Origin of the sequence: Cupriavidus gilardii, assembly GCF_017598945.1 — a bacterium.
Classification (GTDB): domain Bacteria; phylum Pseudomonadota; class Gammaproteobacteria; order Burkholderiales; family Burkholderiaceae; genus Cupriavidus; species Cupriavidus gilardii_E.
Map to the genome: position 1 here is coordinate 64,684 of NZ_JAGFTW010000002.1, position 12,217 is coordinate 76,900.

The window sequence follows — 12,217 nt, forward strand, 5'->3', positions numbered from 1 at the left end:
CACGGCGTCAATGCGGGAACGGCCACAACCGCAACTTCTCCTTGCCGATCTGCCACAGCCGAGCCAGGCCGTGCGGCTCGACGATCAGGAAGAAGATGATCAGGCCGCCGAACACCATCATCTGGATGTGCGAGACCGTCGCGTTGGTGAACGGCAGGTGCAGCAGCGCCGCCAGCGGCGGCAGCATGTTGTCGAGCAGGATCGGCAGCAGCAGGATGAACGCGGCGCCGAGGAAGGAGCCCAGAATGCTGCCGACCCCGCCGATGATGATCATGAACAGCACGCGGAACGACAGGTCCAGCGAGAAGCCGTCCGGCTCGACGGAGCCGAGGTAGCAGAACGCATACAGCGCGCCGGCCACGCCGCAGTAGAACGAGCTGACGGCGAAGGCCAGCAGCTTGGTGCGCATCAGCGGAATGCCGATCACCTCGGCAGCCACGTCCATGTCGCGCACCGACATCCACGCGCGTCCGGTCGACGAGCGCACCAGGTTCTTGGCGACCAGCGCCAGCACCGTGACGATCGCCAGCACGAACAGGTACTTGCGCATCGGCGTGTCGATCGGCAGGCCGAACAGGTCCAGCTGCTGCGCGGTGATCACGCCCGAGGAGCTGTTGTTCGAGAACCAGGGAAACTTGGTCAGCGCCCACACCACGAAGAACTGCGCCGCCAGCGTCGCCACCGCGAGGTAGAAGCCCTTGATCCGCAGCGAAGGCAGGCCGAAGGCCACGCCGACCAGCGCGGCCGACAGCCCCGCCAGCACGAAGGTCAGCAGCACCGGCAGCCCCTCGATGCGCAACTGGAAGTTGTAGGCGGCATACGCGCCCACCGCCATGAAGGCCGCGGTGCCGAGCGACAGCTGGCCCGCGTAGCCGGTCAGGATATTGAGCCCGAGCGCGGCGAGCGAGAAGATCAGGAACGGGATCAGGATCGCCGAGAACCAGTACTCGCTGCCGATCAGCGGCACGCCGACGAAGGCCACCGCCAGCAGCACGGCGAAGCCGATGCGGTCCTGCCGGATCGGAAAGATCTGGCTGTCGGCGACATAGTCGGTCTTGAACTGGCCGGCTTCACGATAGAACATGCGAACTCCTTGTCGCGGCAATACGCCGTGTCACACGCGGTCGATATGTTTTTCGCCGAACAGCCCTTCGGGCCGCACCAGCAGGAACAGCAGCGCGAACACATAGGGGAACCAGCCTTCGATGCCGCCGAAGTTGCCGCCGAACATCGACTGGAACACCGGCGGGATATAGATCTCGGCCAGCTTCTCCGACGCGCCGATGATCAGCCCGCCGACGATCGCGCCGGGCACCGAGGTAAAACCGCCGAGGATCAGCACCGGCAGCGCCTTCAGCGCGGTCAGCGTCAGCGCGAACTGCACGCCATTGCGCGAGCCCCACAGCATGCCGGCGACGAGCGCGACGAAGCCGGCCACGCCCCAGACGATGGCCCAGATATGCTGCAGCGGAATGCCCAGCGACAGCGCCGCCTGGTGGTCGTCGGCCACCGCGCGCAGCGCGCGGCCGACCTTGGTGTACTGGAAGAACAGCGCGAGGGTGGCAACCAGCACGCCGGCGATGCCCGCCGCCGCCAGGTCGAACTTCGAGATCACGATATTGAAGCGCGTCAGGATCGCCTCGATCGGTTCGTCGACGATGCCCAGCTGGATTGGCCGCACCTCGTTGCCGAACAGCAAGGGCCCGAGCCCTTCGAGGAAGAACGACAGGCCGATGGTCGCCATGAACAGCGTGATCGGCGGCTGGTTGACCAGCTTGCGCAGCACGAAGCGTTCGGTGCCGATGCCCACCAGCGTCATCACGAAGAAGGCGCCGATCACCGCCGCCCACATCGGCATGCCCTTGTCCATCAGGCCCACCACGGCGAGTGCGGCGAAATAGACCATCGCGCCCTGCGCGAAGTTGAACACGCCGGAGGCCTTGTAGATCAGCACGAAGCCGAGCGCCACCAGCGAATACATCAGCCCGGACAGCAGTCCGCCGAGCAGGATTTCGAAGAAGAAGGTCATCGGCGTGGTCTCGATGGAAGACGAAGGGTCGGCCCTGCGCAAGCGGCCATGCCGTTCAGTGCGATGCGCCCAGGTAGGCGCGGATCACCTCGGGGTTGGACTTGACCTGCTCGGGCGTGCCGTCGCCGATCTTCTTGCCGTAGTCGAGCACCACCACGCGGTCTGAGATGTCCATCACCACGCCCATGTCGTGCTCGATCAGCACGATGGTGGTGCCGAACTGCTGGTTGACGTCCAGGATGAAGCGGCACATGTCCTGCTTCTCCTCGACGTTCATGCCGGCCATCGGTTCGTCGAGCAGCAGCAGCTCCGGCTCGGCCGCCAGCGCCCGCGCCAGCTCGACGCGCTTCTGCAGGCCATAGGGCAGGCGTCCCACCGGGGTCTTGCGGATCGACTGGATCTCGAGGAAGTCGATCACCTCCTCGACCTTGCGCCGGTGCGCGATCTCCTCGTTGCGGGCCGGGCCCCACCACAGCGCGTTGGCCAGCAGGCCGGAGCGAAAGCGCGTGTTGCGCCCGGTCATGATGTTGTCGAGCACGGTCATGCCCTTGAACAACGCGATGTTCTGGAAGGTGCGCGCGATGCCCTGGCGCGCGGCGGCGGTCGGATTCATCTTGCGCCGTTCCTCCCCGCGGAACACGATGCGTCCCTGCTGCGGGTGATAGACACCGTTGATCACGTTCAGCATCGAACTCTTGCCGGCGCCGTTGGGGCCGATGATGGCGCGGATTTCGTGTTCGCGCACATCGAACGAGATATCGGTCAGCGCCTTGACGCCGCCGAACGCCAGCGAGATATGCTGCAGGTCGAGAATCACGTCGCCTTGCCGCGTCGATGTTGCCTCTGTCGCCTCCTGGTTGGGCATCGACTCCGCCGCGATCGCCACGCCGCCTTCGGCCAGCGGTTCGCCGGCGGCACCGTCACTGGCGCCCGTGCTCGGGCCGGTCCATTCGGGCGAGCCGTCGGCCCGCCGCTCCACGCCTTGCCACGCCATCTGCGTCATCCTCCTGCCCCTGCTATGCCGCTTGCTCGGCGGGGGCTGCCGCCGGCGTTGCCTGTGCGGCTTGCGCCGATCCCGCCGGCGGGAAGCGTTTCGCATCCACCAGCTTCAGCGTCGCGCTGACGCTGCCTTCGCGCCCGTCCTCGAACTTGACGCGCGTCTCGATGAACTGCTCCGGCCGACCGTCGTACAACGCCTCGATCAGCACCGCGTACTTCTCCGCGATGAAGCCGCGGCGCACCTTGCGCGTGCGGGTCAGTTCGTCGTCATCGGGGTCGAGCTCCTTGTGCAGGATCAGGAAACGCGCGATCTGCGAGCCCGACAGCGCGGGGTCCTTGGCCAGGTCCGCATTGACCTGCTCCACGCATTCGGTGATCAGCTCGATCACCTGCGGCTGCGCGGCGAGGTCGATATAGCCGGCGTAGGGCAGATGGCGCCGTTCTGCCCAGTTGCCGACCGCCTCGAAATCGATGTTGACGAACGCGCAGACACGATCGCGGCCGGTGCCGAAGGCCACGGCCTCCTTGATGTACGGGAAGAACTTGAGCTTGTTCTCGATGTACTTGGGCGCGAACATCGAGCCGTCCGCCAGCTTGCCGACGTCCTTGGCGCGATCGATGATCTTCAGATGGCCGTCGGCATCGATCACGCCGGCGTCGCCGGTCATGAAGTAGCCCTCGTCGTTGATCGCCTCGCGGGTCGCGTCGTCGCGCTTGTAATACGCCTTCAGCAAACCGACGCCGCGCACCAGCACCTCGCCGTTCTCCGCGATGCGGATCTCCATGCCGGGCGCGGCCGGGCCCACCGAATCGAACTTGACCTGGCCGTCCGGCTGCAGGCAGACATAGGCGCAGGTCTCGGTCTGGCCGTAGAACTGCTTCAGGTTGATGCCGATCGAGCGATAGAAGCGGAACAGGTCCGGGCCGATCGCCTCCCCGGCGGTATAGGCCACGCGGATGCGGCTCATGCCCAGCACATTGCGCAGCGGACCATAGACCAGCGATTCGCCGAGCGCGTAGCGCATCCGCTCGAGCAGCGGCACCGGACGGCGGTCGAGGATGTCGGCGCCGCAGCGGCGCGCCACGGCCATGGCCCAGTCGAACAGCTTGCGCTTGACCCAGCCGGCGTCCTCCATGCGGATCATCACCTGGGTCAGCAGGCTTTCGTAGATGCGCGGCGGCGCGAAGTAGTAGGTCGGGCCGATCTCGCGCAGATCCGTCATCACGGTCTCGCGCGATTCCGGGCAGTTGACGGTGAAGCCCGCGGCCAGCGCCTGCGCGTACGAGAACAGGTTGTCGCCGACCCAGGCCATCGGCAGGTACGACAGCACGTCGTCGTCCGGGCCGAGCCGGTCGAACTCGCAGCCATGCATCGCCGCGCCGATCAGGCCCCGGTGCGAATGGCAGACGCCCTTGGGCTTGCCGGTGGTGCCCGAGGTGTACAGGATGATCGCGGTATCGTCGGGGTCGCCGGCGGCCACGGCCTGGTCGAAGAAGCCCGGATGCGCGCGGTCGTATTCGCGGCCGATCTCCTGCAGGCGTTCGTACGACATCAGCGACGGATGATCGTAATCGCGCAGCCCGCGCGGGTCTTCGTAGACCAGATGCCGCACCGCACCACCCTGCGCGGCCAGTTCGGCCTCGACCTCGAGCAGCTTGTCGACCTGCTCCTGATCCTCGACCACCGCGAACGCGATGTCGGCGTCGCGCAGCACGTAGACCATCTCGCTGGCGATCGCGTCCTGGTACAGCGGCACCGGCACGCCGCCCAGCGCCTGCGCGGCGGTCATCGCCCAGTACAGCCGGGGACGGTTGTCGCCGATCACCGCCAGGTTCATGCCGCGGCCGAAGCCGAGCGCGGCCAGCCCGCACGCCAGCGCACGTACCTCTTGCGCCGCCTGCGACCAGCTGCTCGTCTGCCAGATACCGAGATCCTTCTCGCGATAGGCCGGATGATCCGGCCGCTGCTGCGCATGCGCCAGCAGCAGTCGCGGGAAGGTCGTTGCCGACCTGTCCTGCATCGCTGTCTCCTGTCCCTCCGGCGGGTGGGTTCCCGCCGGTGCCAAGCGCCGGGGCCGATCGTTATACTTGCCCCTGGTCGCCCGACGGCCAGGGGCCGCGACACGCCAGGGATATCGTGGCCGCGCCATCGCGCGCGGGTCGGTCCGTGGTGAACGTAAGATAGCCGATGCCCCTCCCCCCGGTTGTCACGTCGGTGACAATTCCGGGTTAATCCCTAGCGGAGTCCATATCGGACTCCCTGCCGGAGTCTCGCAGGCATGCTCAACGACTTTCTGGACCGGTGCATCTGGGCCGCCGACCTCAGCGACGAACAGCGCCGGCGCGTGCGGCAGGCCATGTTCGTGCGCGAATTCAACCCCGGCGATTACGTCTGCCACAAGGGCGAGATGGCCGAGCACTGGCTGGGCGTGCTGGAGGGGATCGTCAAGATCACCACGGTGTCGCCATCGGGCAAGTCGGTGACCTTCACCGGCGTGCCGACCGGCGGGTGGTTCGGCGAAGGCGCCGCGCTGAAGCAGGAGATCCGCAAGTACGACGTGATGGCGCTGCGCCATTCGCGCATCGCGTTCCTGCCGCGGGAAACCTTTCAATGGCTGCTCGATACCAGCCTGCCCTTCACGCGCTTTCTGCTGACCCAGCTGAACGAGCGGCTCGGCCAGTTCATTGCCGCGGTCGAGTACGAGCGCCTGCTCGATATCGACTCGCGCGTGGCGCGCGCGGTGTCGTCGCTGTTCAACGAACACCTCTATCCGGGCATCGGCACCAAGCTGGAAATTTCGCAGGAGGAGATCGGACTGCTGGCCGGCATTTCGCGGCAGCGGGCAAACCAGGCCCTGAAGGTGCTCGAACAGCAGGGCCTGGTTCGGGTCGACTATGGCGAGATCGAGGTGCTCGATCTCGAAGGCTTGCGTCAGTACGGGGAATGAGGCATCAGGCGTTGGCCGGCACCTTGTCCTCGGCCGGCACCTCGTTATTGGCCTGCACCGGACTTTCGGCCGGCTCCGGCTTCTCGGCTGACACCGGCTTCTCGACGGATACCTGCTTCTCGACGGATACCTGCTCCTCGACGGATACCTGCTTCTCGACTGACACCTCCTTCTCGACTGACACCTGCTTCTCCGCCGGCACCTGCCTTTCGGCCGGCACCTCCTTGTTGGCGGTCGGCGCCTTCGCTTCCGTGTGCGGCGGCGCGGACGGCGGCACCGTGGAAGATGCAGCGGAAGAGGAAGACGGCGCTGACGGCGGAACGTTCAAGGACGGAGGCGCGGACGGCGGCACCGTGACGGTCTTGGGCGCGGGGGACGGAGTCGGGTGCGGCTGCTGCTTGCTCTCTTCCTTGCTCTTTTCCTTGCCCTTTTCCTTATCTTTTTCCTTCCCTTTTTCGATGTCCTTCTTGTTGCCGTTGTCGATCGGATGCAACTCCTGCGACTCGCCGCTCGTCGTACGCACTGCGGTCGTGGCAAACGGCTGTACGGATTTGAACTTGCCGCCGGTGTAGAGCGTGACCGGCTTGTTGCTGTCCGACTCGGTGACGTTGGCGATCGAGCCCACCGCGTACCGCAGATCCTGCCTGAGAGCGTATGCCGCGGCTTGACGCTCCGAGATCGGGTTCGCTGCGATCAGGCTGTCACGCAGCCCGACCTCTTCCGGCACGATGACCCGATCGGCACGAGCATTGGCCTGCGCGGGTACGCCATGGTTTGCTCCAGCTGCCTCGTCGGCCCAGCGATGAAGGTAGCCAAGCGTGGTATTGCCGATCCGCACGCTGCCCATCAGCGTCAGCAGCAGCTGCTTTGCGGCACCTCTGCCGGCCCTGTCGTTCGCAGCCTGGAAGCCGAAATCCCGAAGAAATGCTTCCACGCCCTGATCGAGAAGCGGCCGGATTTCGCCCTCGTAGAACCGCCCCAGCGATTGGTCGAAAACGGTTCGATGCAGCGCCTTGGCATCGCTTTCGACGTCCTTTGGCACCTTGGTCAGCTTGATCGTTTTCCAGGCCCACGTCGCCATGTCGGTCCGGCCCAACGGCACGAAACGCAGGGCATCGCCGTCCTCCCGCGACGCGACGGCGAGCACCTCCACGCCCGGCTCCTCGCCGGACAGGCGCTCCAGCCAGTCAGGCTTGCGGGTGTATTGCGCCAGCCGCACGCGCGACGGCAAGGGGCTGCCCACTGTGATGTTCGTGTGCAAGGCCGTGGCCGCCATATCGTCCACGCCGCGCTCCTGCACGACCTGTCGCACGAACGCGGCAAGCCGCCTTTGGGCCAGGAAGGGGCTGACTTTCTGCCCGATGGTCTCGATCAGCTTCTCGCGTGCATCCAGCGCCGCGGACACCAACGTGTCGGTCTTGTCGCGGCACGCGCCGTCGAGGATCGACTGGAAGCGCTGTTGCGCTGCCGCGCGGCACGACGCCATCGTTTCGTCGACTGCCTGGGCAATGGCTCGCCGCGTCGCGCGATCCGGTTCCAGCGTGCGATCGGCCTTGACCTTCCCGCTCAGCAGCGGCGCGGCATCGTTGTTCCGGTTTTCCTCAACGATGTGGCGAACCGCTTCCTCCAGCTGCCGAGGCGCTTCGTCTTCGATGGTCGCCACCATGAACCGGCCCATCAATTCGGCCATGTTCCGATAGTCGCAGTCCTCTCTGTCCCCCCTGGCGATTCCCAGCAACCGTTGCATGTCCCGGTCAACACGCTCCGCGCCCCTGACCATGCCGCCAGGCCGAGCCTGAAGACGAAACTCGATGGCGTCGCTGCCGCGCTTGAAGGACAGGATCAGAATGCCGTCCTCGATTCTGCTTCTGCCTCGGTCGATATGGTCCAGGCTTACCGGACCGCCGTCGGGACAGCGCATCCACGCATCGATTTCTCCGGGATTGAGCGGCACCAGCGTTTCGAGGCAGCCTTCCGTTATCGGGCGCCGTTCCGCCGGCGCCGCGCTGCCCCCGGCCGCGGAAGAACCTGGACGCGCTTCGGCGTTCGCGACGTCCGTCTCGGGCCAGAGTTGCTTGACGATGCGCTGCGCCTTCGGGCGCATGACCGTCACCATGGCGGTCTTGATGGTGGCTTCGCTGCGCAATGCGCGTTCCATGATGCGCGTGCTGCTGCGGAAGAACAGCGCATCCATCAGCCCCACCATGCGCATGTGCAGCCACGACTTGCCGTCCTCGACCTCACGTTTGATGCACAGCTTCTGGGTCTTGCCTTGGGTCGTCAGCGTCAGCCTGAAGGTGTCGTTGCCGACCCTGAATGTGCCGCTCGGCTCTGCCGCCGCGGGGCCATCCCCGACCTTCGCATCCTGCAAGACCCGCTTCACGAAGTCGCCTGGATTGCTTTGCACGTCCCTGTAGTAGTGCGCGTAATTCGTCTTCTCCACCGTTCCCGTAAATGTCGCCATGACTTTCGATCCTCATAGGGTGAGCGAGGCGGTCATCGTACGGATCGCTGGCAGGCCACTTTTCGGAAAGCGCACGTTTCTTCCGCAGGCGCTCACGCATCGAATGTCCGTAAGGGGCCGTCAGACAAGGCGTGCGGCAGCCGTGGAGATGCTGTATCGATTGCGGTCATGCACGAGGTCGGCGGGAGGACCGCAATCGCGGTCCTCATCGATCGATGCGGCGTCGATGCCGCCGAGCGAGCGCGGGCGGCCGCTCGCGTCCAGCACCGTCAAATTGAGGGACTCGATGCCGTCGGCCAGCAAGGCACCGTTCGCCGCCACCGGCTCGCCGCCCAATGAAGCGAGATACCACCAATAGGCGGCCTGCTGGGCCGTCTCGGCACGGGCCAGCCGCGTACCGGGCAACGACGTGAGCGCCGGTTCGGCTGGTTGCGTTGGGTTCGCCGGCTGACCGGCGGCGGGATCGGCGGCCGGATCCGCCGCGAGGCCCGCGGCGGGGCGGCCGGCCCGCCAGAAGTGCTCGACCTCGGCCCGCGTCCACGCGTTGAACTCGCCCAGTGTCGCCTTGCCAATGCGCATCGTATCCAGCCGCCGGCGCAAGGCGGTCTCGTCCGCCATCAGTCGTTCGTGCTCCTGATCGATCTGCGGAATCAGCGACGCAAACGCGTGCGACAAGACCGAGTGAGGATGCGTGGATCGGGCATGGTCGCTGTCGCTCAGGATGCCTGACGCCTCCGCCCAAACCTGTGCATCGACGCCGCCGCAAAGCCGGCCCAGGTGAGCCGTCGCCTGGCTCAGCGCCTCGTCCGCTCGCCTGCTCGCATGGTGCGCCGACCTGGCGGCAGCGTCCGCATGCGCCATGGCCCGGAGCATTGGCAGCGAGGGCGCCTCGATCACGGCAAGCGCCTTTTTTGCCGCGACATCGTGGACCATCGCCGTGGCACACACGTCTCGCGCCGCGCGTGCCTCGAGGAAAGCCATGCGCGTGGCGACCACGGCGGCGACGACATCCCGGCGCACGTCTTCGCCCAGCATCCCGGCTAGCGGTGCCGACAAGGAATCCCCCGCCAGCAGGCCGGCCAGCGTCTCGCGGCGCTCGTTGCGCATGTCGCGGACCGCTTGATCGACGGCCAGCCGCACCTGGGGCACCACGGCGATGTGCATGTGGTCGTCATGGATCGTCGTATGAAGTTGCTCGTACAGCTTCGGCAGGCCGAGATAGGTCTTCGCCGCCGCCAGATCTGCCAGCTTCGACCTGGCGATCGGCACATTGGCGCCGATCGGGAAATGCAGTGCCATCGGATAGGCGCGCAACATCACGGCGTGGCGCTTGACCACCTCGCCCGAGGCGGCATCGCGCAGGTATCGCGTCTCGCCGGCATGCAGCACCTGTTTCGCGTCGGGGGCGACGGCATGCGCCTTCGCTCGCGGGTGGGTCAGATTCAACCACAACGTCTTCAGCAACGACACGTTCTGCTGGAAGACCATCGCCGCCATGCCGCGGACCCCACCTTCGGGAATCCCGACGAATGCGGCGTGTCGGGGCACATGGCCTGAGGCCGGCCCGGCACCGGGCTTGCCCCGCTGCTGGCTGCATGCCTGCAACGATGCGCATTCCTGCGGCGTGGCGCCGACCTGCTGCTCCACGCGCCGGCGGAATGCCTCGCGCGAATGGCCGGCGAGCTGGTCGCGGGCAGCCGCCTGCGCCCGCTCCATCGCGATATCCGCATACTTCTCCACGATCGGCCGCGCAGGCACGGGCCAACACCCATCTTCCTGCATGATCCTGTTTGCCTTCGAGGCCGCCAGCAGGACGAGGTCCCTTGACAGGCGCTGTAGCGCCAGTTCGATGGCCGCCCCGGTTTCGTCGGCGATCGCGGAGTCGGAAGCAAGGATGGGGGCGTACAGATAGCCGGGCGGGTGGCCGAGTCGATCGCGGCTTTCCACGTGAAGGACAAGCGGGACCTCGCGCAGCACCCGCGCGCGGACGATCCTGGCCAGTTCGGCCGGCGCCTCGTCCTCGATGCTGGCCCGAACGAACTGCCCCAGCAACTGGCGCAAGTCGGCATACTTGCCGAAGCGCTCGGCGCAGGGCCCCGTTCCGGTGGCCAGCGCATGCAGCCGCGCGAGCGCACGCGCGCCTTGCTCGCCCGGATGGCCGGTGAAGACCAGTTCAATCGTGTCGTTGTGGTGTCGGAAGGCCAGCACCAGCCTGTCGTCATCGAGGCGGGTGTGATGCGGGTCCAGCCGGTCCAGCGCAATCGGGCTGTACGGCGCGCGCTTGGCGCTCCAGGCCAGCGTCTCGGCGTCGGGCGGGCACAGGCCCACGCTGTCGAGCATCGTGCCGATCGCTCCGTCCGGACAAATCCGGCCAATCACCGTGTCGCGATCATGCTGCAGATCCCTGGCGATCTGGTTCGCGATGCCGTGCACGTTTCGAAACGCCTGCTGGAGCTTGCGCTGGCCGTTGTCGCCCCACAGGTCGATGGCCAGGCATTTCACCTTCTGCAGCCAGGACGCGCCGTCGGCGTGCTGCCGTGTGACGGCCAGCCGGGTCAGCTTGCCCTCGGTGACATATTCGAGCTTGAAGGTGCCGCCACCGTTGATGTAGAAGACCCCTTGGTGCGCGCCGAGCAGATCGGCCAGCAGGTTGTTGCGGTCGCCATCCAGCTGCTCGCGCAGCTGAATGGTCGTGAACTCCATGGTCATGATCGTGCGACTCCGACATTGAATCGCGCAATCATATGAACCAAAAGCAAATCCAGCTTTGCTAAAACACTCTGCGTTTACGCATTAAAACGCGCTGCGCGGTGTCCGGCACGCCGGACCTGGATTGCTATTTCGCCCCGTTGTAGACGTAGACGCCTCTGCCCGTCTTGCGGCCCAGATAGCCGGCGGCCACCATCTCGCGCATCAGCATCGCGGGCCGGTACTTCGGATCGGCGAACTCGGCGTACAGCACCTCCATCACCGCCAGCATGGTGTCGAGCCCGATCATGTCGGCCAGCGCCAGCGGACCGATCGGATGATTGCAGCCCAGCTTCATGCCTTCGTCGATTTCCTCTGGCGATGCGAGCCCTTCGCCCAGCACGCAGAACGCCTCGTTGATCATCGGGCAGAGGATGCGGTTGACGACGAAGCCCGGGCTGTTCTTCACCGTGATCGGATACTTGCCGAGCTGCTTCGACAGCTGCTCGACGGCCGCGTGCGTGGCGTCGCTGGTCTGCAGGCCGCGGATCAGTTCGACCAGCGCCATCATCGGCACCGGGTTGAAGAAGTGCATGCCGATGAAGCGCTCGGAGCGAGTGATCGCCGCGGCCAGCTTGGTGATCGAGATCGACGAGGTATTGGACGCGACGATGGTGTCGTCGCCGACCAGCGCTTCGATCTGCTTCAGGATCTTGAGCTTGAGCTCGTAGTTCTCGGTGGCGGCCTCGATCACGATCTGCGCGGCCTTCAGGTCCTCGTAGGCGGTCGAGCCGCGCACGCGCGAGAGCGCCGCGTTCTTGTCGGCCTCGGTGATCTTGTCCTTCTTGATCAGCCGGTCCAGGCTGCCGGCGATGGTGGCGATGCCCTTGTCGACCGCAGCCTGGCTGATGTCGACCATCACGACATCGAGTCCGACCGCCGCGCACGCCTGCGCGATGCCGTTGCCCATGGTGCCTGCGCCGATGATGCCGACGGTTTGGATTGTCATGCTGTCTCCCTGCTTGCGAATGGAACTGGAATGGAGGAAATGCGGGCGGTCCTGGACCGGGCCGAGGTCATGCGAGCGGA

The 12,217-nt window shown here is 66.0% G+C and carries 8 protein-coding genes; 1 reads left to right on the forward strand and 7 read right to left on the reverse strand.

What is annotated here, in order from left to right; all coding sequences use genetic code 11:
* Nucleotides 1–7 precede the first annotated feature (7 nt).
* From J5T34_RS00590 to J5T34_RS00605, 4 genes are all read right to left on the reverse strand, one after another.
* A complete protein-coding gene (locus J5T34_RS00590; protein ID WP_208577437.1) occupies nt 8–1,084 on the reverse strand; it encodes a branched-chain amino acid ABC transporter permease in 1,077 nt (358 codons plus the stop codon).
* A gap of 30 nt (nt 1,085–1,114) precedes the next feature.
* Entirely contained in the window at nt 1,115–2,029 is a 915-nt protein-coding gene (locus J5T34_RS00595; protein ID WP_174108956.1) for a branched-chain amino acid ABC transporter permease, read from the reverse strand.
* 55 nt (nt 2,030–2,084) lie between these two features.
* On the reverse strand, nt 2,085–2,894 hold the full coding sequence (locus J5T34_RS00600; protein ID WP_432207616.1) for an ABC transporter ATP-binding protein: 810 nt from the start codon (nt 2,892–2,894) through the stop codon (nt 2,085–2,087).
* A 151-nt stretch (nt 2,895–3,045) separates the two neighbouring features.
* The gene (locus J5T34_RS00605; RefSeq protein WP_208577441.1) at nt 3,046–5,049 is read right to left on the reverse strand and encodes an AMP-dependent synthetase/ligase; all 2,004 of its coding nucleotides are present in this window, start codon (nt 5,047–5,049) and stop codon (nt 3,046–3,048) included.
* Between the two features lie 258 nt (nt 5,050–5,307).
* Here J5T34_RS00605 and J5T34_RS00610 point away from each other — a divergent pair, with 258 nt between their 5' ends.
* Complete coding sequence (locus J5T34_RS00610) at nt 5,308–5,976, forward strand: Crp/Fnr family transcriptional regulator (protein WP_208577443.1); 669 nt, start codon at nt 5,308–5,310, stop codon at nt 5,974–5,976.
* A 4-nt stretch (nt 5,977–5,980) separates the two neighbouring features.
* On the opposite strand, the gene J5T34_RS00615 is transcribed toward J5T34_RS00610, so the two are convergent.
* From J5T34_RS00615 to J5T34_RS00625, 3 genes are all read right to left on the reverse strand, one after another.
* Nucleotides 5,981–8,440, reverse strand: coding sequence for a hypothetical protein (locus tag J5T34_RS00615; protein ID WP_208577445.1), 2,460 nt, complete (start codon nt 8,438–8,440; stop codon nt 5,981–5,983).
* Nucleotides 8,441–8,560: 120 nt separating this feature from the next.
* Nucleotides 8,561–11,149, reverse strand: coding sequence for a hypothetical protein (locus J5T34_RS00620; RefSeq protein WP_208577447.1), 2,589 nt, complete (start codon nt 11,147–11,149; stop codon nt 8,561–8,563).
* Between the two features lie 127 nt (nt 11,150–11,276).
* Complete coding sequence (locus J5T34_RS00625) at nt 11,277–12,158, reverse strand: 3-hydroxybutyryl-CoA dehydrogenase (protein WP_347880625.1); 882 nt, start codon at nt 12,156–12,158, stop codon at nt 11,277–11,279.
* Nucleotides 12,159–12,217 lie beyond the last annotated feature (59 nt).